The organism is Streptomyces sp. NPDC001156 (genome assembly GCF_053598275.1).
Window position 1 is genome coordinate 13,707 of the sequence record NZ_JBSFJX010000086.1, and the last position, 22,948, is coordinate 36,654.

The following is a 22,948-nucleotide window of genomic DNA, read 5'->3' on the forward strand; positions in this document are numbered from 1 at the left end:
TACGGTTTTCGTGTCCCTGCCCATACGGATGGCGGGGCCATCGATCCCGCACCGGCGGGTCATCCGGACACACACATGTACGTGGGGACTCTGTCCTTCGACCTGCTCCTCGGCGACGTGCGGTCGCTGAAGGAGAAGCGCTCCGTCGTCCGCCCGATCGTCGCCGAGCTCCAGCGGAAGTTCGCGGTGAGCGCGGCCGAGGTGGACCACATGGAGCTCTACCGGCGGGCCGGCATCGGCCTTGCCATGGTCTCCGGTGATGCGGGGCATCTGAACGACGTACTGGACCGGTGCGAGCGGCTGGTCGCCGGACGCCCCGAAGTGGAGCTGCTGTCCGTCAGACGGCGCCTCCACGGCGACGACGACTGACCAGAGAAGACAGATCAGGAAAGAACGGGAGACGGACCAGTGGCCGACAACGCGCGGGCGAAGAGGCTGGCGGACCTCATCCGAGAGGTGGTGGCCCAGAAGCTGCAGCGCGGGATCAAGGACCCGCGGCTCGGCTCGCACGTCACCATCACGGACACCCGGGTGACGGGTGATCTGCGGGAGGCGACCGTCTTCTACACGGTGTACGGGGACGAGGAGGAGCGGAACGCAGCGGCCGCCGGACTGGAGAGCGCCAAGGGCATCCTGCGCTCCGAGGTCGGTCGGGCCGCCGGTGTGAAGTTCACGCCGACCCTCGCCTTCGTCGCCGATGCCCTCCCGGACACCGCCAGGAACATCGAAGACCTGCTGGACAAGGCGCGCGCCTCCGACGCGAAGGTGCGCGAGGCGGCCACCGGCGCCGCGTACGCCGGTGAGGCCGATCCTTACAAGAAGCCCGGCTCCGAGGACGAGACGGACGACGCCACCGAATGACCCAGCAGCACACCACGCCCGACGGCCTCGTCATCGTCGACAAGCCGTCGGGCTTCACTTCCCACGACGTCGTGGCCAAGATGCGCGGGATCGCGAAGACTAGGCGCGTCGGCCACGCGGGGACGCTGGACCCCATGGCGACCGGCGTGCTCGTCCTCGGCGTGGAGAAGGCCACCAAGCTCCTCGGACACCTCGCGCTGACCGAGAAGGAGTACCTCGGGACCATCCGGCTCGGGCAGAACACCGTCACGGACGACGCCGAGGGGGAGATCACCTCCTCCACCGACGCCTCCGGGGTCACCCGCGACGCCATCGACGCCGGGATCGCCAAGCTGACCGGTGACATCCTGCAGGTGCCGTCCAAGGTCAGCGCCATCAAGATCAACGGCGTGCGGTCCTACAAGCGGGCCCGCGAGGGCGAGGACTTCGACATCCCGGCCCGGCCCGTCACCGTCTCCGCCTTCACCGTCTACGACGTCCGGGACGCGGTCGCCGAGGACGGCACCCCGGCGCTGGACGTGATCGTCTCCGTCGTCTGCTCCTCGGGCACCTACATCCGGGCCCTCGCCCGGGATCTGGGCGCGGACCTCGGCGTCGGCGGCCATCTCACCGCGCTGCGCCGCACCCGCGTCGGGCCCTACAAGCTGGACGCCGCCCGCACCCTGGACCAGCTCCAGGAGGAGCTGACCGTGATGCCGATCGCCGAGGCCGCCGCGGCCGCGTTCCCGCGATGGGACGTGGACGACAAGCGGGCCCGGCTGCTCACGAACGGGGTGCGCCTGGAGATGCCGGACGAGTACGCGGGCGCCGGCCCCGTCGCCGTGTTCGCCCCCGAGGGCCGGTTCGTCGCGCTGGTCGAGGAGCTCAAGGGGAAGGCGAAGAGCCTGGCCGTGTTCGGCTGAGCCCGGCCCGTGGAGCGGCGAGCACGGGGATGCGCGCCGCCGCTCCACGGGTCCCCCCTCGGTTCCCCCCAGAGAGGTGTATCCATCCCCTGTCGTCCATTCACCCCATTGAGCAGGCGCTCGGAGTGAACCGAGGGAGCGGAAGGGGGCGCGTTCACCATGGCATCTGTCCCGCTGATCTTCGTCGGCCTACCGTCGGATCCAGGTACGGCGGGGAGGTTCCAGCATGGCGGTACGGGGCTCGCGGACACGGGACGGCGGCGGTGGAGCGCGCGGAGCGGGTTCCGCGCTCGCACGGTTCTACGACCTGGTGGGACGCCCGCGCGGCATCGGGTTCGCCGTCGACCACGACGGCACGGTGATCACCGGTCATGAGGTCGTGGACGGAGTGGACCGGCTGGTCCTGGAGGCGCCGGACCAGCGCGTCTGCGTGCTGGGCGCCGATGAGGTGACCCCGCTGCCGCACGCGGGACTCGCCCTCGTCCGCACCGAGGGACTCGGTCTGCGACCGCTCCCCGTCACGGCGCGGGACCGCATCGAGACCGGCACATACATCAGGATCGCCGCGGGCGGCTGGCGTGAGGCACGCGTGCTCGGCACGACCGCCGTCACCTACCGGGCCTCGGACGGCTCCCATCCCCTCGAAGCCGCACTGGAGCTGGCGATCGGCACGGCGGGTACCGAGGCGCTCCGCGTGGGCGGGGGCGCGGCCGGCGGGCCGGTACTCGACGCGGCGACCGGAGCCGTACTGGCCGTCCTCGGCACCGCACTGCACACGGAACACCGGACGACGGGCTTCGCGGTGCCCCTGCGCGGTCCCGGCGGGCCGCTGGAGGGGCTGCTCGCTCGCAACGCGGAAACGGTTCCCGCGTACGGGGCGGACCTCAACCTCGCCGGCGTCCTGGAACTCACGGCAGCGGGGCCGCAGGGCCGGTCCTACGACGCCGAATCCCTCTCATCCGCCGTGGTCCTCGGGGAGTTCGAGGCCTTCGAGAAGGGCGGCGCCACCGTCCTCGGGCTCGTCGGCCCCCCCGGCAGCGCGCGTACGGCGGCACTCGACTGCCTCGCCGCACAGCAGTCTCGGGCGCCGGAGCCGGTCCCCGTGATCCGGCTGCGCGGAACGGACCTCATGGGCAGGGACACCTCCCTGGCCGACGCGGTCGGACGGGCGCTGGAGCGGGCGGCACGGTTCGTGACGGCGGCCGGACGCCTGCCGGCTGTCCAGGGGAGCGAGACGGATCATCCGAGTCTCGAGTGCGTGGCCCGGGTCGCGCGCGACGCCGGTCGCCCGCTGCTGCTTCTCCTCGACGCCCCGCAGCAGATGCCGTCCGTCCCCGGCCCCCGACTCACGGACTGGGCGACGGCCACGGCCACTTGGCTGCGCGAGACGGGGGCACGACTTGTCGTGGGATGCGGGGCGGAGTACTGGGAGCGGGTGGGTGCGGCGTTCCCCGGGGAGATGCTGCACCGGGGATCTCCTCTGATTGCGGTGCCGGGAAGTCGGCGGTGGGGACGGGAACCGGCTGTGCAGCACCGGGAACCGCGTGCGGACGCGCGGGTGGCGACCGTGGACGCGGTGGTACGGCCTGCGGCTGTGCGGGGTGCGGCTGCGGACGTGTCGGTTCGGCCTTCGGACGTGCGGGGGGCTCCTTCAGAGTGGCCGATGCTGCCGGCGGACGCGCCGGGGGTGACCTGGGGCCGTCCGGTCGGGGACGGGCGGAGGACCGAGGCGGGGTGTGAGCCGGCCGGAGCCGTGCTTCGCCCGGCACGCCCGCGGGGTCTGCGGCCTTACGCGAGCGACGGGTCCGTCCTCGCCCCGGGTGCCGCATCGCCTCGGTTCGAGGGGTCCGGAAGCCGGGCCTCCGCCGTACTCGCCGAGGGGCCGCCCGCCCCCGCGGGCGACGACCACCACCTCACCCTCGAAGAACCCGCCGACTCGCTCCAGGGCGCGCACCTCGACCTGGACGCCGCTCTGTACGCCCTGGTCCACGCTCACGCGCTGGGGGCGGGGGAGCACCCCGTGTCTTCGCTGACGGCGACGGCGGCCGCCCGGCGCCGCGCGCGTGCCGGGCATGGGCAGCCCGCCCCGGTCGGCACCCTGCCCGTACCACGCCACCGCGTCGGCCCGGTCCTACAGGCGCTGCTCCGGCTGGCCCGCGAGGAAGGCGACGCGGAGCTGGCCCTTCGCCTCGAGGACCTGGCGCATGCGCTGGACGCGCTGCTGCCGCTCCGGGCCGCTCCGCCGGACGAGGCAGCCCTGTGCGCGACCAACCTCCTGGCCGGCACCCTCCTGCGCCTGCCGGACGCGACGCCGTACCTGTACGTCCTGCGTCTCACCGCCGACCGAATCGTGCGCTGGCGGGCCCAGCAGCGGAACGTTCCCAGCGAGTTCGGGCCGTGGTTCTGGGAAGCACTGCGGGTGCCGGAGGCGGAACGCTTCGACCTGCTGAGAAGGCTGGTCGCTGCGGACGAGCCCGCGCGGCCGGCCGAGACGTACGGCACAGGACATGGCGTGGGCAGTACCGCCGACAGCCCTCGGCCTGGCGTCCCCCGGTACCTGGACGCCGTAGCGCGACTCCTCGCCGCGGACCCCGTCTCCGTGCCGCGTCACCTCACCCGCTGGTTCGACGACGAGCGCCCTCTTCCCGCTACCCCGCACGCCACCGTCGCCACGGCAGCGCAGGCCCTGCTGCACACGCACCGGCGCGCCGCCCTCGACGAGCTGGCCGAGGCGCTCGTCGACAGCGGTCACCGGCGCGGCGACGAACTGCTCGCCGCGCTCGCCGAGGAGGAACCGTCCGCCGTCTGCCGGGCCGTGGACCGGTGGGCGCACGACGGGCGGCCCGCGCGACGGACCGTCGCGGTGGCCCACGGGCTCCGCGCCGCCCCGCACGTGCGCACCGAGACGGACCGCGAGCTGCTGCGCCATGCCGCCCTCGTCCTGCTCGACCGCCCCGCCGACTGCACCGTGCACGGCGGAGCCCTCGCCCTCCTCGTACAGGATCCGCTGACTCGCGCCCGCTACCTTCCGCAGGCCCTCGCGCGGTTCACGGCCGGTGATCCGCAACTGCCCGCGAGCGTCCTGGCCACCGCCCTGGCCGGGCATCCGGAGCCGGTGCTCGCCGCGTTCCGCACCCGGCTGCCGCGGTGCGGGCCGGACGCCGGGCAGACCCTGCGGACCCTCCTCGATGCGGCGCCCCCCGCCCTCGCCGGCCCGGTCGCCGTCCTCGTACGCGAGACCGTGACGCGGCGTCCTGACACGGACGCGGGACCCGCCCGCTCCGGCGAGTCCGAGGACCTGGGCAGCCAGGTCGCCGCGTATGTCGGCGGGCGTCTGGACCGTGACCGCGCCGCCCGCGCCTTCCTGCTGCCGCTGGTCGCCGGGCTGCTCGACGGCGGCCCGCCGCAGCTGCGGTCGGCGCTCGCCAGCGTGCTGGCCGCGCCCGGCGGCGCACAGTCGCGCCCCCTGCGGCGCGAACTGCTCGACCTGCTGCTCGGCCAGGAGCGGGACCCCGCGGTCCTCGACGCGGTCCTGCGCGCGGCGGCGGACGGCGTGCACCGGGCCGGACAGGAGCATGCCCGTCATGTGATCCACCGGACGGGCCTGGTCCTGGCCCGCACCCCGGAGGGCGCCGCGCGCTTTGACCGCGAACTGTTCGACCTCGCCCGGCACGTCCCCGGCTTCGCCCGGCTCGTCGCCCACTGGCTGACCGACGACGCGGCGGACTGGGCCGTCCTCGTCGGCCCGCACACCCGCCGCATGATCGAAAACCTGGCGGGCCTGCAGGTCCCGGCCCTACCGGTGCGGTCCGGGGTATGACCGCTGTGGCCCCCGGCCTTCCCCGGTGCGGGCGCCGGGTTCACCGGGCACTGGCCCCGGCGGGGCACGTGCCGACTGTCACAGCGCCCATGCCGATGCGGGCCGAAGCCACCCGGCATGGCACCCTTAGACCTGCGTACGAGGCAGACACGGACATGGGTTCGACGAGGAGCGGTCACAGTGCAGCGCTGGCGTGGCTTGGAGGACATCCCCCAGGACTGGGGGCGCAGCGTCGTCACCATCGGGTCCTACGACGGAGTCCACCGCGGACACCAGCTGATCATCCGGCATGCCGTGGAACGCGCGCGTGAGCTGGGCGTTCCCTCGGTCGTCGTCACCTTCGACCCGCACCCCAGCGAGGTCGTGCGCCCGGGCAGCCACCCGCCGCTGCTCGCCGCGCACCACCGTCGTGCCGAACTCATGGCCGAACTGGGTGTGGACGCGGTCCTCATCCTGCCCTTCACCACGGAATTCTCGCGGCTCTCGCCCGCCGACTTCGTGGTCAAGGTCCTGGTGGACAAGCTGCACGCCAAGGCCGTGGTCGAGGGCCCGAACTTCCGCTTCGGCCACAAGGCCGCGGGGAACGTGGAATTCCTGGCTGAGCAGGGCAAGACGTACGACTTCGAGGTCGAGGTGGTGGACCTCTACGTCAGCGGTGAGGCGGGTGGCGGCCAGCCCTTCTCCTCCACCCTGACCCGGCGTCTGATCGCCGATGGCGACGTCGAGGGGGCGCGCGAGATCCTCGGGCGCCCGCACCGCGTCGAGGGGGTCGTGGTACGGGGCGCTCAGCGCGGCCGTGACCTCGGCTTCCCGACCGCCAACGTCGAGACGCTGCCGCACACCGCGATCCCGGCCGACGGCGTCTACGCCGGCTGGCTGCACGTGGGGGACGAGGCGATGCCGGCCGCGATCTCCGTCGGCACGAACCCGCAGTTCGACGGCACCGAGCGAACGGTGGAGGCGTACGCCATCGACCGCGTGGGGCTGGATCTGTACGGACTGCACGTCGCCGTCGACTTCCTGGCGTTCGTCCGCGGCCAGGCCCGGTTCGACTCGCTGGAAGGGCTTCTGGAGCAGATGGCGCAGGACGTGCAGCGCTGCCTGGTTCTGATCGCGGCGTACGACGCGGACTGACCCGCTCCACGTGCACCACGCGCTCCTGTAATCCCGGGGCGGTGACTGAACGCCGGGGCGGCCCGTGTCTCAGACACGGGCCGCCCCGTTTTCGTTGCCGTCGCGTCCCCGCCTCGGGGACCGGCCGCTATTGCTGGGGCGGCGGCGGAGGCGGGGTCTGGCCCGACTGCGGCGGATTGGGCTGCTGAGCCGGCGTGTACGGCGGGCCCGGCTGAGGCTGCGCGGCCTGATCCGGCTGCTGCGGCTGCCCGGCGTCGGCGCCCTGGTGCGGGTAGGGGGCCGGACCCGGCTGCGGGTACGGCTGGGCGGGGTGGGGCGGCTGCGGAACCTGACCCGGCGCAGGATGGCCGGGGGCGGGCTGCCTGGGGATGTGCTGCCCCGGGATCTGCTGCCCGGGAATCGGACCGGGCATCTGGTGCCCCGGAATCTGCGGTCCTGGGACCTGCTGACCGGGCATCCCGCCGGGCGCCGGCTGTCCGGGGATCTGCCCCGGGGCGTACTGCCCGGGCACGAACTGTCCGGGCATCTGACCAGGCAGCGGCGGTGCGGCGACCGGGGGAGGGTTGCCGTCCGACGTCCACAGGCCGTGCGACTGCTGGTGGCGCGCGAAGTCCTCGGCGACCATCGCAGCCAGCGTGAAGTACGCCTCCCGGACCTTCGGCCGCATCATGTCCAGGTCGACCTCCGCACCCGCCGCCAGGTGCTCGTCGAACGGCACGACCACGACTCCGCGGCACCGCGTCTCGAAGTGCGAGACGATGTCCTCCACCTTGATCATCTTGCCGGTCTCGCGGACCCCGGAGATGACGGTGATGGACCGCGCGACGAGGTCCGCGTACCCGTGCGCCGACAGCCAGTCCAGCGTCGTACTGGCGCTGCTCGCACCGTCGACGGACGGAGTCGAGATGATGATGAGCTGGTCGGCGAGGTCGAGCACCCCACGCATGGCGCTGTACAGCAGACCCGTACCGGAGTCGGTGAGGATGATCGGGTACTGCCTGCCCAGCACGTCGATCGCGCGCCGGTAGTCCTCGTCGTTGAAGGCCGTGGACACGGCCGGGTCGACGTCGTTGGCGATGATCTCCAGGCCGGACGGGGCCTGCGAGGTGAACCGCCGGATGTCCATGTACGAGTTGAGGTACGGGATCGCCTGAACCAGATCGCGGATGGTGGCGCCGGTCTCGCGGCGGACCCGGCGGCCGAGCGTGCCCGCGTCCGGGTTGGCGTCGATCGCGAGGATCTTGTCCTGTCGCTCGGTGGCGAGCGTGGAGCCCAGCGCGGTGGTCGTGGTCGTCTTGCCGACGCCCCCCTTGAGGCTGATGACGGCGATCCGGTAGCACGACAGAACCGGCGTACGGATCAGGTCCAGCTTCCGCTGCCGCTCGGCCTCCTCCTTCTTGCCGCCGAGTTTGAACAGACCACCGCCGCCGACCGGACGGCTGCTCTTCGTCTTCTGCTTCTTGTTGATCAGCCGGTCGGAGGACAGCTCCACCGCCGCCGTGTAACCCAGGGGCGCCACACCGGGGTTGGTCTGCTGCCGCTGGTCATGCTGCACGGGCTGCGGCCAGGCGGCACCGGCGCGCGGGTCGACCGGAGGCTGCGGCTGGGCGGGCGGCTGCGGGAATCCGTAACCACCGGCCTCGGCCGGAGAGTTGGGCCCGGAGTGCGGTGGGAATCCGTACCCCTGGGGGGCGGCGGGGTTCGGCGCCGGGGCCGTGGCGTGCGGCTGCGGCTGCGGCGCCGGGGCGTGCGCGTCGGGCTGCGGGAATCCGTAGCCGCCCTGCTGCGGTACCGGAGCGTTCGGCTGCGGGAATCCGTAACCGGGCTGAGCGGCAGGGGCGTTGGGGGCGCAAGGAGCCGGAACTCCTTGCTGCGGGAATCCGTAACCGGGCTGCGCAGGGGTGTTGGAGGCAGGTGCAGCCGGAACACTCTGCTGAGGGAATCCGTAACCGGGCTGTCCAGCGGAGGCGTTGGGTGCCGACGGAGTCGGGACTCCGGGCTGGGGGGACCCATACCCGGGCTGCGCGGGCGGGGCGTCGGCGCCCGTGCTCGGCGGGGCCTGGTTCCAGGCGGCGGGAGCGGGCTGCGATGCCTGCGACGGGAAGGGCTGCTGCTGGGCCTGCCCCTGTGCGGCCTGGGCGGGCTGGTGCGTGGCCGGCCACTGCGCCGCCGGACCGGGGGCGGCCGGCTGATAGGCGGGCGGCAGTGGCGGAACCGTGCTCTGCGGCACCGACGGCGGGGTCCAGCCCTGCGGCGGCTGTACATGCCCGGACGCCTCCGGGGCTGCGTCGGCGCCCTGGGTGGCGGTGGGCGTGACGCCGGCGGGGCCAGTCGCGGAGGGGGCGGAGTCGGCCCCGGCAGGGGCGGCGTCGGAACTCGTGTCGGCCTCGGCGGTGGCATCTGAGGCCGGGAGGTCCGAGGAGGGGGAGCCGCTGGTGCCGGAGGCGGCGGGCACGGGGGCGACGGGCGCCGCGGGTGCGGCCTCGCTCGTCGCCGCGCCGGAGGTCGCAGCGTCAGCGGACAGTTCGTCCGAGATCTCGCCCGCCGGCTCCGGAGCGGGCCCGGAGTCACCGTCGTCGGCAGCATCGCTCGTCTCGCCGGCGCCGGAGCCCGGCGTGCTCCCGGCGGGGGCGTTCGCTGAGGGCTTGGTCAGCTCGAAGTCATTCTTGTCCCGGGCGGCTTCGCCCTGCTGCTCGGGCTCGGTCGCATCGGAACCGACGCCCTCGGCCGCCTTGCTCGCGGCGGCCAGCTGGTCGAACTCATGCTTGAGCGCGGTCGGCGAGAACCTCACCGTGTTGCCGCTCTCCGGGTCCCCACCACTCGAGGGCCCGGCCGTGGGCACGTCGGTCGGCGGCGTCCACACGGGGAATCCGTCGCCGGACGCGGTGTTCTGCACGTGGACCGGGTTCACGGCCGGAGCTGCAGGCACACCCGGCTCGGGAGCACCCGCCTGCGCAGTCGGAACCGGAGCGGTGGGAGGAACGGGTGCGGCGGGAGCCTGAGGAGCGGGCGCATGGGGGGTGGCTGGAGCCTGCGGTTCCTCGACCGCCGCCGGCGTGTCCGCCGCCCCCCCGGACGCGTTCTGCGTGTACCAGGCGGGGGGCGCGTAGTCGATGGTGAACTCGCCCGTCATCTCAATGGCGGACTCGGCGTCGGACTGGTCATCGTCGGGTGAAGCCCAGCCCCCGCGGATCCCGTCCCGATCGCTGTTCACAGTTCCTCCTGGTGTGGTCGAGCACCCTTATGTCGTGCTGGGGCGACCGCTCTTTGTGTGGAGTCGTCCGACGCCGTCCGATTCCGCCCGGCAATTCCCCGGGGCGCCGGCGGCCCGCCACAGGTTCTGGGTGGGGCGCCCCGACCCAGCCTAATCACCAGGGGTGCCCCCACGGCAGGCCCGTCATCGGCCGCACCTCCTCCCGTGGCGTCACACCCTGACCATCTGTGACCTGCGTACAGGCGAAGGGCATTTACAACCTGGGGGCCAGTGACGAACAAAACCGGACGAAAGCAGGGCGTGAACCGGTCGCAACTACCGCATGCCAGACCGTTGTTGCGCCCCCGCAACCGAGGGCCGCCACAACTCAGTCCAACCTTCGTGCGTACCCAACAATCCGGTCTCGGCGTCGGTCTCGCAGAGTGGGCAGCGCCTCGACGTCCGTCCGGGGGAGCGCCATCGTGCGGCCTATCACTTCCGCCTCGTCCGGGGAAACCCGCTGGATGCCGACGAGCCGTGCCTGTCGCACGAGCCGCGGTGCGACCGGACTGAGGGGTGGGCCGGTTGAGGCCCAGCACGGCGGACTGGCCCTGACCGTCCACGCCGATGACGACACCGTCGTCCCCGGCGAGCAAGCCGGGCAGCTGCTCGCCGTCGAGGCGGCCGCCCTCCGCGCCCGCCCGCCGGGCAGCGTGCTCCAACGAGCGTCGCGCCGCGACCAGTTCGTCGTTGCCGCGCCCGGTCACCCGCAGAGGACCGACGAGCGGCACCTCCTGCCGCTCCCCGCGCCCCAGGGTGAGACTGAACGTGGTCGCCGGCGGCGGAACCGCGGTGAGAAGTGCGACCAGTTGGTGCAACGAGGATCCCGAGCCGTCGGGTTGGGGCCATCGCCGGGCCTAGTACGTCGTGTGCCGCCGGTTGTCGCAGCGCCTGCTCCGGCCGGACTCCTCGGTCCGCCGCGGCGGCACATCAGCCCTTCCGGACTCGGCGGTCACCAGAGGATTGGCGCGGACGGAGGTGGCGACAGCCGCGGTCACCTCCTCCTCGTTCAGCACGGTGACCCGATACCCCGGCCCCCGTCAGCCGGCTGGCCAAATGGTCCGCGACGCGCACGACACGCTTCTGCGCACCCACGAGGCCGCCGCCGCGTGCCGCGACGCTTCCGGACACGACTCGGGATCCGACCTTGAGCGCGATCCATGTGATCCGCACGGCAGGAGCCCCGTTCTCGGCCTGCACTGCCGACCCTGATGCGCGAGGCGCTGACCGGGGACCGTACGGCCCTGGACCTCCGCACGATCTGGCTGATCGCCGTACTCGGAGCCGCGTCCGTCGTGGTCACGACGCTCGGGCTGACTCTGCCGCGGGGCGGGGGCACCCCGTTCTGGGGCCGCTTTCTGGAGATCGCCGAGGGCTTCGTCCTGCTCACGCTGATCCCGCTGACCCTGGACGTCTTCGACGTGTACGCGACGGCGCGTGCGATGACCAGTGCATAGCCGGGCTCCACGGCTCCGGCTACGGCGATGACCGACTCGGGCCGAAGCGTGTACGGACGCGGGTTTCGGCGTCACAGGGGACGCGCCCCTGCCCGCTCCCGCTCGCCGGGACAGAAACCGGGCCGTCCCCCGCTCACTCCGCCTCAATCACCCCGCCAGGCCCCCCCGCCTCCAGATCGAACTCCCCGTCCCGCGCCCCCAGCACGAACGCCTGCCACTCGGCTTCCGTGTAACGGAGTACCGTCTCGGGGTCGAGTGACGAGCGCATCGCCACGGCGCCGCCGGGCAGGTAGGCGATCTCGACCCGCTCCTCCTGCTCTTCGGTACCCGGCGCGCTGTGCCACTGGACGCCCGAGATGTCGAGGGAGTAGAGCTCGTCCCGCTCCCGCTCCCGCTCCCGCTCCCGCTCCCGCTCCCGCTCCCGCTCCCGCTCCCGCTCCCGCTCCCGCTCCCGCTCCTTGCGCGCCTTGACGTCCTCGTTCACTTCTTCCGTCATGGCGAAGCGACCCCTTCCCCGGCGTGCGGATGATCCAGTGGCTCACCCTAGTGGCCGCCCGGGTACCGGCCGGGCGGTTCGGGGACCGTGGTAAGGGCGGCGTCCGCCTGCTGGTACCCTGTGTGACGACCGTTCGTGTACGCACCCCCGGACCCCGAGCCGACCCACCAAGGGTTTCCCAGGGATCTGGAGGCCGCGCCCCGGCGGATCCCCGCCTCCCGAGTCATGGAAGCTCCCCTGAGAAGCAGACCAGGGGCACTCGGAGGCCATCAGAAGACTACGAGGAGTACGCGTGTCGCTCGACGCCGCTACGAAGAAGCAGATCATGTCCGAGTTTGGTACCAAGGAGGGCGACACCGGCTCCCCCGAGGTCCAGGTCGCTCTGCTGTCCCGTCGCATCTCGGACCTGACCGAGCACCTCAAGACCCACAAGCACGACCACCACTCCCGCCGTGGTCTGCTGATCCTGGTCGGTCAGCGCCGCCGCCTGCTGCAGTACCTGGCCAAGAAGGACATCCAGCGCTTCCGTACGCTGGTCGACCGCCTCGGCATCCGCCGCGGTGCGGCGGGCGCCAGGTAAGACGCCGTGAAGGGAGCGGTTCCCATAAGACGGGGGCCGCTCCCTTTGCTGTACGTGCGGACTGTCACCACCGCTTTGTAGTGTGGTAGCACAACGCCAACACAATACGAACGACGCAGTGTGAGGAACGCCCGGGCCCACCGGGCGCGAGGCACACACCGAACGAGGAGAAGTGCACCTCGCCGCCGCCGGTCCTCGGTAGTGGCCCCCGGGGGGACGTGAGCCCCGGGTGCTTCGATCGAAGACCGGCCCGCACCAGAAGGGCGCTTCTCCGCCACCGTCCCCCTGCCACACGGGCAGCGAAGGACGAAGACGAGGAGAAAACGCTAGTGGAGAACGAGACCCACTACGCCGAGGCCGTCATCGACAACGGCTCCTTCGGCACCCGTACGATCCGCTTCGAGACGGGCCGCCTGGCCAAGCAGGCCGCCGGCTCCGCCGTCGCGTACCTGGACGACGACACCATGGTGCTGTCGGCCACCACCGCGTCCAAGAGCCCCAAGGACCAGCTCGACTTCTTCCCCCTGACGGTCGACGTCGAGGAGCGGATGTACGCAGCCGGCAAGATCCCCGGCTCCTTCTTCCGCCGTGAGGGCCGTCCGTCCGAGGACGCCATCCTCACCTGCCGTCTCATCGACCGCCCGCTGCGGCCCTCCTTCAAGAAGGGCCTGCGCAACGAGATCCAGGTCGTCGCCACGGTCATGGCGCTCAACCCCGACCACCTGTACGACGTCGTGGCGATCAACGCCGCGTCCGCGTCCACGCAGCTGGCCGGCCTGCCCTTCTCCGGCCCGATCGGCGGCGTCCGCGTCGCGCTGATCAACGGCCAGTGGGTCGCCTTCCCGACGCACACCGAGCTCGAGGACGCCGTCTTCGACATGGTGGTCGCCGGCCGCGCCCTGGAGGATGGTGACGTCGCGATCATGATGGTCGAGGCCGAGGCCACCGACAAGACCATCCAGCTGGTCACGGGTGGCGCCGAGGCGCCGACCGAGGAGGTCGTCGCCGCCGGTCTGGAGGCCGCCAAGCCCTTCATCAAGGTGCTGTGCAAGGCCCAGTCGGACCTCGCCGCGAAGGCCGCCAAGCCGACCGCCGAGTTCCCGATCTTCCATGACTACCAGGACGACGTGCTGGAGGCGCTGAGCGCCGCCGTCCGCCCCGAGCTGGCCCAGGCGCTCACCATCGCCGGCAAGCAGGAGCGCGAGTCCGAGCTCGACCGCGTCAAGCAGCTGGCGGCCGAGAAGCTCCTGCCGGAGTTCGAGGGCCGTGAGAAGGAGATCTCCGCGGCGTACCGCTCGCTGACCAAGACCCTGGTCCGGGAGCGCGTCATCAAGGAGAAGAAGCGCATCGACGGCCGTGGCGTGACGGACATCCGTACGCTCGCCGCCGAGGTCGAGGCCATCCCGCGGGTCCACGGTTCGGCCCTGTTCGAGCGTGGCGAGACCCAGATCCTGGGCGTCACCACCCTCAACATGCTGCGCATGGAGCAGCAGCTGGACACCCTCTCGCCGGTGACCCGCAAGCGCTACATGCACAACTACAACTTCCCGCCGTACTCCACCGGTGAGACCGGCCGCGTCGGCTCCCCGAAGCGCCGCGAGATCGGCCACGGCGCCCTCGCCGAGCGCGCCCTGGTCCCGGTCCTGCCCGCGCGCGAGGACTTCCCCTACGCGATCCGCCAGGTCTCCGAGGCCCTCGGTTCCAACGGCTCGACGTCCATGGGCTCGGTCTGCGCCTCCACCATGTCGCTGCTGAACGCCGGTGTGCCGCTGAAGGCCCCGGTCGCCGGTATCGCCATGGGCCTGATCTCCCAGGAGATCGAGGGCGAGACGCACTATGTGACGCTGACCGACATCCTCGGCGCCGAGGACGCCTTCGGCGACATGGACTTCAAGGTCGCGGGCACCAAGGAGTTCGTGACCGCCCTCCAGCTCGACACCAAGCTGGACGGCATCCCGGCCTCCGTCCTGGCCGCGGCCCTCAAGCAGGCCCGTGACGCCCGGCTCCACATCCTCGACGTGATGATGGAGGCCATCGACCGGCCCGACGAGATGTCCCCGCACGCCCCGCGGATCATCACCGTCAAGATCCCGGTCGACAAGATCGGCGAGGTCATCGGCCCCAAGGGCAAGATGATCAACCAGATCCAGGAGGACACCGGCGCCGAGATCACGATCGAGGACGACGGCACGATCTACATCGGTGCCGCCGACGGCCCCTCCGCCGAGGCCGCCCGCGCCACGATCAACGGCATCGCCAACCCGACCATGCCGGAGGTCGGCGAGCGCTACCTGGGCACGGTCGTGAAGACGACCACGTTCGGCGCGTTCGTCTCGCTGCTCCCGGGCAAGGACGGTCTGCTGCACATCTCGCAGATCCGCAAGCTGGCCGGTGGCAAGCGCGTGGAGAACGTCGAGGACGTCCTCGGCATCGGCCAGAAGGTCCAGGTCGAGATCGCCGAGATCGACTCCCGCGGCAAGCTCTCCCTCGTCCCCGTGATCGAGGGTGAAGACGAAGGCGACGTCGACGAGGCGAAGGACGACACCGACAAGTGACGTCCCGTGGCTTCAAGGCGACGGCCCGCACCTCAACCGAGGCGCGGGCCGTCGCCCGTACCCAAACCCTGATCAAAGGCACCAACGGCATCGGCACGGTCCGCAAGACCACCCTCCCGGGAGGCCTGCGCGTCGTCACCGAGACCCTGCCCTCCGTGCGCTCCGCCACCTTCGGTATCTGGGCGCACGTCGGGTCGCGCGACGAGACGCCCGCCCTGAACGGTGCCACGCACTACCTGGAACACCTGCTCTTCAAGGGCACCCAGCGCAGGAACGCCCTCGACATCTCGTCCGCGATCGACGCGGTCGGCGGCGAGATGAACGCGTTCACGGCGAAGGAGTACACGTGCTACTACGCACGCGTGCTCGACACCGACCTGCCCCTCGCCATAGACGTCGTCTGCGACATGCTCACGGGCTCGCTGATCCTCGAGGAGGACGTCAACGTCGAGCGCGGCGCGATCCTCGAGGAGATCGCGATGACAGAGGACGATCCGGGCGACTGTGTGCACGACCTGTTCGCGCACACCATGTTCGGCGACAACGCGCTCGGCCGCCCGGTCCTCGGCACCGTCGACACCGTCAACGCCCTGACCGCCGACCGCATCCGCCGCTTCTACAAGAAGCACTACGACCCCACCCACCTGGTGGTCGCGTGCGCCGGCAACATCGATCACAACAAGGTCGTACGTCAGGTGCGTGCCGCCTTCGAGAAGGCGGGCGCCCTCACGCGGACCGACGCCGCCCCCATCGCCCCGCGCGACGGCCGGCGCGCCATCCGTACGACCGGCCGCGTCGAGCTGCTGGGACGCAAGACCGAGCAGGCGCACGTCGTCCTCGGCATGCCCGGCCTGGCCCGTACCGACGACCGCCGCTGGGCGCTCGGCGTGCTGAACACCGCCCTGGGCGGCGGCATGTCCTCCCGCCTGTTCCAGGAGGTCCGGGAGAAGCGGGGCCTCGCCTACAGCGTCTACTCGTACACCTCGGGCTTCGCCGACTGCGGCCTGTTCGGCGTGTACGCCGGCTGCCGGCCGAGCCAGGTGCACGACGTGCTGAAGATCTGCCGCGACGAGCTGGACCACGTGGCCGAGCACGGTCTGTCCGACGACGAGATCGCCCGCGCCATCGGCCAGCTGAGGGGCTCCACGGTCCTCGGACTCGAGGACACGGGCGCGCTGATGAACCGCATCGGCAAGAGCGAGCTCTGCTGGGGCGACCAGATGTCCGTCGACGACATGCTGGCCCGGATAGCCTCTGTCACCCCGGACGACGTCCGGTCGGTGGCCCAGGACATCCTGGGGCAGCGGCCCTCCCTGTCGGTCATCGGCCCGCTCAAGGACAAGCAGGCATCCCGTCTGAGCGATGCCGTCGCCTGAACCCCTCCGTAGCCGTCGCCTGAACCCCTCCGTAAGGAAGCAAAAGAGATGAGCAAGCTGCGCGTGGCGGTCCTCGGCGCCAAGGGCCGGATCGGCTCGGAGGCGGTCCGGGCCGTCGAGGCCGCCGAGGACATGGAGTTGGTCGCCGCCCTCGGCAGTGGCGACAAGCTGGAGACCCTCGTGGACACCGGCGCCCAGGTGGCGGTAGAGCTGACCACCCCCGCGTCGGTGATGGGCAACCTCGACTTCTGCGTCGGGCACGGCATCCACGCCGTGGTCGGTACGACGGGCTGGACCGAGGAGCGCCTCGCGCAGCTGAGGGACTGGCTGGCGCCGTCCCCGGAGACGGGCGTCCTCATCGCGCCGAACTTCTCCATCGGCGCCGTGCTGACCATGAAGTTCGCCGAGGTGGCCGCCCCGTACTTCGAGTCCGTCGAGGTCATCGAGCTGCACCACCCGAACAAGGTGGACGCCCCGAGCGGCACCGCCACGCGCACCGCACAGCTCATCGCCGCCGCCCGCGAGAAGGCGGGCAGCGCTCCGCAGCCCGACGCCACGGCGACGGCCCTGGACGGCGCCCGCGGGGCGAACGTCGGCGGCGTCCCGGTGCACGCGGTGCGCCTGCGCGGCCTGCTCGCTCACCAGGAGGTGCTGCTCGGGGGCGAGGGCGAGACTCTCACCATCCGCCACGACTCGCTGCACCACAGCAGCTTCATGCCGGGCATCCTGCTCGGCGTCCGCCGCGTCGTGACCACCCCGGGCCTGACCTTCGGCCTCGAGCACTTCCTCGACCTGAAGTAGCCGTCGATGCGCGACAAGATCACCTACACCGTCACGGCCGCCGTCCTGGTCGTCTACTTCGTCCTGGTCGGCAGCCGCGGTGTGCTCCTGATCCAGAACGGCACCTTCGTCACCGTGACCTTCGGTGTCGCGGTGCTGGTCCTGCCGGCCATCGGCGTCTGGTTCCTGTGGAAGAACACCCAGTTCGTACGTAAGGCCAACCGGCTTGCCGCAGAGCTGGACGCCGAGGGCGGGCTGCCCGTCGACGAGCTGAGGCGCACCCCCAGCGGCCGGATCGACCGCGACTCCGCCGACGAGGTCTTCGCCCGGCGCAAGGCGGAGACAGAGGCGGCCCCGGACGACTGGCGCAGCTGGTTCCGGCTGGCGATCGCCTACCACGACGCCCGTGACACGCCTCGCGCCCGCAAGGCGATGCAGCGGGCGATCGCCCTGCGCGAGGGCAGGACGGTCCAGGCCTGATCGGTGCGGCGCCCCGGCGGGCCCGTGCCGGCAGGGGGTGCCGTGCGTGCGAGTCGACGGAGGCCGTGCGCAGATCGCGGGCCGGGCGACAAGACGCCCGAGCCGTCGTGCACGACGAAGGGCCGGCCCGCACGCTGCGGGCCGGCCCTTCGTCGTCGTATCGCCTCAGCCCCGGTGGTACTCCGCGGCCCACGCCTCGACCGTGTCCGCCGCCCGGTCGAAGGCCTGCGGACGCGCCAGGAAGTCGGCGCCGTGCGTGGTGAGCAGCGGCGGCATGTCCTCAGGCGCACGGCCCCTGCGTACGAGGACGAGAGCCTGCCCCTGAACGGTGCGCGGCAGCCCGAGCCACCGCACCGGCTGCTGCACCGTCCGAACCGCGACGACCCGCTCCCAGTGCACCGTGCTCGTTGCGAAGAAGCCCACCCGGCGCAGTCCGCGTGCGTTCACCCAGACACCCATCCGCAGCAGGCGCAGGGCGGCGGCTATGACGACTATGCCGATGCCGAGCACCGTGCCGGCGCCGGAGGGCGTGCCGGTGAGCCCGATGATGACGGCCGCGAAGAGCACGTACGAGGCGAGCAGCAGCAGCAGTGCGGCCGCGCCGACCCGCCAGGGGCCGGGACGGTAGGGGCGCCGCCAGCGGTCGCGGTTGTCGTACGGCAGCGGGAGGTCGTCAGAGGCCTGTTCGGAAGCACGGTCGGCCGTCAGGAAGGGCAGGGGCACGGCTGATCCTCACTCGGTCCATAGGGCTGTGCCCGGTGAGGCTATCTAGACGTGCCCACGCCCACCACCCTTGGGGGTCCAAGTGCGGTGCCTGTGGGCCGCGCGGGCGACCGGAGGCGTCACCGTCCGGTGGAGGCCTCGGAGTGCTGTGTCGCGGCGGGCGACGGCTGCGACATGGCCGGCATTCCTATGACCAGGGCACCGACGAGCCCGGCGACGACGGTGAGCCCGAGGAGCCAGCGGCCGGCCAGCTGACCGGCCGAGGCACGCTCGCGGGGCGGGGGAGCGACATTGCTCCGGAACGAGTCGGCTTCGGCGAGGAAGGCGAACGGTACGGGCTCGCGCCGACGGGACATGGGGAGCGCTTCTCCTCTGGGCTGGCAGGACCGGGGGTCCGGGATGTGAAGACGGGGTGACGCGAACGGATCGTCGTCACCAACACAGACGCGCGAACGGCGAGAAAGGTGCCCTCTTTCGCCAAATTCGCAGAAGTTCGGCGGCGAATGTCGCAGACCGGTACCGAACGCCCCGTTGTCAGTGCCGGGCCGTAGAGTGGGCGCCGCCCGAGCTTGTGATGGGAAGGACTCTCCACACCGTGACCGACACCCCCGCCGACGACCTCAAGCCCAGCTTCCGCAGCGACGTCACCGTCGAGCTGGTCAAGCACAGCGCGGCCGACTCCGACGTGCTGTGGGCCGCCCGCGTCTCCACCGCCGGTGAGCAGTCCCTGGACGAGCTGAAGAAGGACCCGGAGCGCTCCAAGGGCCTGATCAACTACCTGATGCGGGACCGGCACGGCAGCCCCTTCGAGCACAACTCGATGACCTTCTTCATCAGCGCCCCGATCTTCGTCTTCCGCGAGTTCATGCGGCACCGGGTGGGCTGGTCGTACAACGAGGAGAGCGGGCGCTACCGCGAGCTCCAGCCGGTCTTCTACGTTCCCGCCGAGTCCCGAAAGCTGGTGCAGGAGGGCCGCCCGGGCAAGTACCGGTTCATCGAGGGCACCCAGGCCCAGCAGGAACTGGTCGGACGGGTCATGGAGGACTCGTACGTGCAGGCGTACGAGGCGTATCAGGAGATGCTCGCCGCCGGAGTCGCCCGCGAGGTCGCCCGCTCGGTCCTGCCGGTCGGGCTTTTCTCGTCGATGTACGCGACCTGCAACGCCCGCTCGCTGATGCACTTCCTCGGCCTGCGTACCCAGCACGAGCTGGCCAAGGTGCCTTCTTTCCCGCAGCGGGAGATCGAGATGGTGGGCGAGAAGATGGAGGCGGACTGGTCCAGGCTCATGCCGCTCACCCACGCCGCGTTCAACGACAACGGGCGCGTGGCCCCGTAACGCGCTCCTCATTCCCCCGTCGGGCACAGATGTGCGGTCAGCCGAGCGAAGTGTCCGTATTGCGGCATTTCGAGTAGTTCATCTAGCCTGATCAAACGGACCCGGCACTGCTTGAACCCCCGAGCAGGCAGTGCCGGGCTCCGCATATATCAGGACTTTTTCGGACCACCCAAGGGCAGACCCCGCGCGGGGCAGCGAGTAGCGTGTACCCATGGCTCCGACCTCCACTCCGCAGATCCCCTTCGGGCGGATCCTCACCGCCATGGTCACGCCCTTCACGGCGGACGGCGCACTCGACCTCGACGGCGCACAGCGGCTCGCCACCCACCTGGTGGATGCAGGCAACGACGGCCTGATCATCAACGGCACCACGGGTGAGTCGCCCACCACGAGTGACGCGGAGAAATCGGATCTCGTACGAGCCGTCCTGGAGGCCGTCGGCGACCGCGCCCATGTCGTCGCCGGCGTCGGAACCAACGACACCCACCACAGCATCGAGCTGGCGCGTGCGGCGCAGCAGGCCGGCGCGCACGGTCTGCTGACCGTCACGCCGTACTACAACAAGCCCCCGCAGGAGGGCCTGTACCGGCACTTCACGGCCATCGCCGACGCCACCGACCTCCCGGTCATGCTCTATGACATCCCCGGCCGCAGCGGCGTCCCGATCAACACCGAGACCCTCGTCCGGCTGGCCGAGCACCCGCGGATCGTCGCCAACAAGGACGCCAAGGGCGACCTCGGCCGCGCCAGCTGGGCCATCGCCCAGTCCGGCCTCGCCTGGTACTCCGGCGACGACATGCTCAACCTGCCCCTGCTCTGCGTGGGTGCCGTCGGTTTCGTCTCGGTGGTCGGCCACATCGTCACGCCCGAGCTGCGGGCCATGGTCGAGGCCTACGTGAGCGGCGACGTCCAGAAGGCGCTGGAGATCCACCAGAAGCTGCTGCCGGTCTTCACCGGCATGTTCCGCACCCAGGGCGTCATGACCACCAAGGCCGCGCTCGCCCTCCAGGGCCTGCCCGCCGGACCGCTGCGCCCGCCCATGGTCGAGCTCTCACCCGAGGAGACCGCTCAGCTCAAGATCGATCTTGCTGCTGGCGGGGTACAGCTCTGACAAAGACTTCACAACTGAATAGGCAGGACGAAGGTGCCTGCACCCCACATTGACAACCGCTTTTGCACGAACGTCATGCGCGCCGCGTGCCCCACAGGTACGTGGCGTGCATGGTGAGGAGAGTCTTTTGAGTCATCCGCACCCTGAACTCGGCTCGCCCCCGCCACTCCCCGAAGGCGGCCTGCGGGTCACCCCGCTCGGCGGTCTCGGCGAGATCGGCCGGAACATGACGGTCTTCGAGTACGGCGGCCGCCTGCTGATCGTCGACTGCGGAGTGCTCTTCCCCGAGGAGGAGCAGCCCGGAATCGACCTGATCCTGCCGGACTTCTCGTCCATCCGAGACCGTCTCGACGATGTCGAGGGCATCGTTCTGACCCATGGTCACGAGGACCACATCGGCGGCGTCCCGTTCCTGCTACGCGAGAAGCCCGACATCCCGCTCATCGGCTCCAAGCTGACGCTCGCCCTCATCGAGGCGAAGCTTCAGGAGCACCGCATCCGTCCGTACACCCTCGAGGTCGCCGAGGGCCGGCGTGAGCGCATCGGCCCCTTCGACTGCGAGTTCGTCGCGGTCAGCCACTCCATCCCGGATGCCCTGGCAGTCGCCATCCGCACTCCCGCCGGCATGGTGGTCCACACGGGCGACTTCAAGATGGACCAGCTGCCGCTGGACAACCGGCTGACCGACCTGCACGCGTTCGCCCGGCTGAGCGAAGAAGGCATCGACCTGCTGCTCGCCGACTCCACCAACGCCGAGGTGCCGGGGTTCACGCCGCACGAGCGCGACATCTCCAATGTGCTGCGCCAGGTCTTCGCCGGTGCCCGCAAGCGGATCATCGTGGCGAGCTTCGCCAGTCACGTCCACCGCATCCAGCAGATTCTCGACGCGGCGCAGGAGTACGGCCGCCGGGTCGCCTTTGTCGGCCGCTCCATGGTCCGCAACATGGGCATCGCCCGGGACCTGGGCTATCTGAAGGTGCCGCCGGGCCTGGTGGTGGACGTCAAGACGCTGGACGACCTGCCGGACCACGAGATCGTGCTGATCTGCACGGGCTCCCAGGGCGAGCCGATGGCGGCGCTGTCGCGCATGGCGAACCGGGACCACCAGATCCGCATCGTCGACGGCGACACGGTGATCCTGGCGTCCTCGCTGATCCCGGGCAACGAGAACGCGGTGTACCGCGTGATCAACGGCCTGACCCGCTGGGGCGCGAACGTCGTGCACAAGGGCAACGCCAAGGTGCACGTCTCCGGCCACGCGTCCGCGGGCGAGTTGCTGTACTTCTACAACATCTGCCGTCCGAAGAACCTGATGCCGGTCCACGGCGAGTGGCGCCATCTGCGGGCGAACGCCGAACTGGGCGCGCTCACGGGTGTCCCGCACGACCGGATCGTCATCGCCGAGGACGGCGTCGCCGTCGACCTCGTCGAGGGCAAGGCGAAGATCTCCGGCAAGGTCCAGGCGGGATACGTGTACGTCGACGGCCTCTCGGTCGGTGACGTCGGCGAGCCGGCGCTCAAGGACCGGAAGATCCTTGGCGACGAGGGCATCATCTCCGTCTTCGTGGTGATGGACTCGTCGACGGGCAAGATCACAGGCGGTCCCTACATCCAGGCACGCGGCTCGGGCATCGAGGACTCCGCGTTCGACGCGGTGCTCCCGAAGATCACGGAGGCGCTGGAGCGGTCGGCTCAGGACGGGATCGTCGAACCCCACCAGCTGCAGCAGCTGGTGCGGCGGACCCTGGGCAAGTGGGTCTCGGACTCCTATCGGCGCAGGCCGATGATCCTGCCTGTGGTCGTTGAGGTCTGACAGACCGTCAGTTCCTCGCACGGGTGAACCCGGAGCGAGGCGCCCCGATTTGCATCGGGGCGCCTCGCTCCAGTACGTTTACGGCTCCGCCAACGGGGGAACCCGGCGCAACCGAGCGCCTGGGACCGTCCCCAGGGGGCGGAAATCCTGACTCAGAATCTCTGATAAAGTCGGGATCGCCGGAAAGGGAAACGCGAAAGCGAAAACCTGGAAAGCAACCGAGGAAATCGGATCGAGAAAAAGATCTGATAGAGTCGGAAACACCGAAGGG

17 protein-coding genes and 3 pseudogenes are annotated in these 22,948 nt (G+C 71.0%); 14 read left to right on the top strand and 6 right to left on the bottom strand.

Annotated elements, in window-relative coordinates; all coding sequences use genetic code 11:
• Positions 1–75 precede the first annotated feature (75 nt).
• From ACWDA7_RS31005 to ACWDA7_RS31025, 5 genes are all read left to right on the top strand, one after another.
• Positions 76–369 (top strand): DUF503 domain-containing protein, encoded by a 294-nt coding sequence (locus tag ACWDA7_RS31005; RefSeq protein ID WP_359405670.1) that lies wholly within the window; start codon positions 76–78, stop codon positions 367–369.
• A 39-nt stretch (positions 370–408) separates the two neighbouring features.
• A complete protein-coding gene (rbfA, locus tag ACWDA7_RS31010; protein WP_432933314.1) occupies positions 409–861 on the top strand; it encodes a 30S ribosome-binding factor RbfA in 453 nt (150 codons plus the stop codon).
• Positions 858–1,763 (top strand): tRNA pseudouridine(55) synthase TruB, encoded by a 906-nt coding sequence (gene truB, locus ACWDA7_RS31015; protein WP_450608336.1) that lies wholly within the window; start codon positions 858–860, stop codon positions 1,761–1,763. Before rbfA ends, truB begins: the two co-directional genes overlap by 4 nt.
• A gap of 226 nt (positions 1,764–1,989) precedes the next feature.
• Positions 1,990–5,583: a trypsin-like peptidase domain-containing protein gene (locus ACWDA7_RS31020; protein ID WP_450608338.1), complete on the top strand. Its 3,594-nt coding sequence runs from the start codon at positions 1,990–1,992 to the stop codon at positions 5,581–5,583.
• 180 nt (positions 5,584–5,763) lie between these two features.
• A complete protein-coding gene (locus tag ACWDA7_RS31025; RefSeq protein ID WP_450608340.1) occupies positions 5,764–6,717 on the top strand; it encodes a bifunctional riboflavin kinase/FAD synthetase in 954 nt (317 codons plus the stop codon).
• A gap of 127 nt (positions 6,718–6,844) precedes the next feature.
• On the opposite strand, the gene ACWDA7_RS31030 is transcribed toward ACWDA7_RS31025, so the two are convergent.
• The 3 genes and pseudogenes from ACWDA7_RS31030 to ACWDA7_RS31040 all read right to left on the bottom strand — a co-directional run.
• Positions 6,845–9,931, bottom strand: coding sequence for an SCO5717 family growth-regulating ATPase (locus ACWDA7_RS31030; RefSeq protein WP_450608342.1), 3,087 nt, complete (start codon positions 9,929–9,931; stop codon positions 6,845–6,847).
• 367 nt (positions 9,932–10,298) lie between these two features.
• Positions 10,299–10,490 (bottom strand): annotated as a pseudogene (locus ACWDA7_RS31035) (hypothetical protein); the annotation flags it as partial.
• Between the two features lie 67 nt (positions 10,491–10,557).
• Positions 10,558–11,170 (bottom strand): annotated as a pseudogene (locus ACWDA7_RS31040) (type VII secretion protein EccE); the annotation flags it as partial.
• An 8-nt stretch (positions 11,171–11,178) separates the two neighbouring features.
• On the opposite strand from ACWDA7_RS31040, the pseudogene ACWDA7_RS31045 reads away from it, so the two are divergent.
• A pseudogene (locus ACWDA7_RS31045) lies at positions 11,179–11,427 on the top strand (type VII secretion integral membrane protein EccD); the annotation flags it as partial.
• 133 nt (positions 11,428–11,560) lie between these two features.
• Here ACWDA7_RS31045 and ACWDA7_RS31050 read toward each other — a convergent pair.
• Positions 11,561–11,923: a DUF397 domain-containing protein gene (locus ACWDA7_RS31050; RefSeq protein WP_450608343.1), complete on the bottom strand. Its 363-nt coding sequence runs from the start codon at positions 11,921–11,923 to the stop codon at positions 11,561–11,563.
• A gap of 292 nt (positions 11,924–12,215) precedes the next feature.
• Between ACWDA7_RS31050 and rpsO the strand changes: the two genes are divergently transcribed.
• The 5 genes from rpsO to ACWDA7_RS31075 all read left to right on the top strand — a co-directional run bounded on the left by rpsO (position 12,216) and on the right by ACWDA7_RS31075 (position 17,694).
• Positions 12,216–12,503 carry a 30S ribosomal protein S15 gene (gene rpsO, locus ACWDA7_RS31055; RefSeq protein WP_190193894.1) on the top strand — a complete coding sequence of 96 codons (288 nt, stop codon included), beginning with the start codon at positions 12,216–12,218 and terminating at the stop codon, positions 12,501–12,503.
• 329 nt (positions 12,504–12,832) lie between these two features.
• On the top strand, positions 12,833–15,058 hold the full coding sequence (locus ACWDA7_RS31060) for a polyribonucleotide nucleotidyltransferase (RefSeq protein ID WP_450608345.1): 2,226 nt from the start codon (positions 12,833–12,835) through the stop codon (positions 15,056–15,058).
• Complete coding sequence (locus tag ACWDA7_RS31065; RefSeq protein ID WP_450608347.1) at positions 15,055–16,434, top strand: M16 family metallopeptidase; 1,380 nt, start codon at positions 15,055–15,057, stop codon at positions 16,432–16,434. Before ACWDA7_RS31060 ends, ACWDA7_RS31065 begins: the two co-directional genes overlap by 4 nt.
• A gap of 48 nt (positions 16,435–16,482) precedes the next feature.
• A complete protein-coding gene (gene dapB, locus ACWDA7_RS31070) occupies positions 16,483–17,235 on the top strand; it encodes a 4-hydroxy-tetrahydrodipicolinate reductase (RefSeq protein ID WP_450608349.1) in 753 nt (250 codons plus the stop codon).
• Positions 17,236–17,241: 6 nt separating this feature from the next.
• On the top strand, positions 17,242–17,694 hold the full coding sequence (locus ACWDA7_RS31075; protein WP_450608351.1) for a hypothetical protein: 453 nt from the start codon (positions 17,242–17,244) through the stop codon (positions 17,692–17,694).
• A gap of 165 nt (positions 17,695–17,859) precedes the next feature.
• On the opposite strand, the gene ACWDA7_RS31080 is transcribed toward ACWDA7_RS31075, so the two are convergent.
• Entirely contained in the window at positions 17,860–18,417 is a 558-nt protein-coding gene (locus tag ACWDA7_RS31080; protein WP_450608353.1) for a hypothetical protein, read from the bottom strand.
• A 119-nt stretch (positions 18,418–18,536) separates the two neighbouring features.
• Positions 18,537–18,773: a hypothetical protein gene (locus ACWDA7_RS31085; protein WP_450608354.1), complete on the bottom strand. Its 237-nt coding sequence runs from the start codon at positions 18,771–18,773 to the stop codon at positions 18,537–18,539.
• 239 nt (positions 18,774–19,012) lie between these two features.
• On the opposite strand from ACWDA7_RS31085, the gene thyX reads away from it, so the two are divergent.
• The 3 genes from thyX (at position 19,013) to ACWDA7_RS31100 (ending at position 22,677) form a co-directional block, all read left to right on the top strand.
• Positions 19,013–19,753: an FAD-dependent thymidylate synthase gene (gene thyX / locus ACWDA7_RS31090; RefSeq protein WP_450608356.1), complete on the top strand. Its 741-nt coding sequence runs from the start codon at positions 19,013–19,015 to the stop codon at positions 19,751–19,753.
• Between the two features lie 211 nt (positions 19,754–19,964).
• Complete coding sequence (dapA, locus tag ACWDA7_RS31095; protein ID WP_450608357.1) at positions 19,965–20,864, top strand: 4-hydroxy-tetrahydrodipicolinate synthase; 900 nt, start codon at positions 19,965–19,967, stop codon at positions 20,862–20,864.
• A 127-nt stretch (positions 20,865–20,991) separates the two neighbouring features.
• On the top strand, positions 20,992–22,677 hold the full coding sequence (locus tag ACWDA7_RS31100; protein WP_450608359.1) for a ribonuclease J: 1,686 nt from the start codon (positions 20,992–20,994) through the stop codon (positions 22,675–22,677).
• The last annotated feature ends 271 nt before the right edge of the window (positions 22,678–22,948 follow it).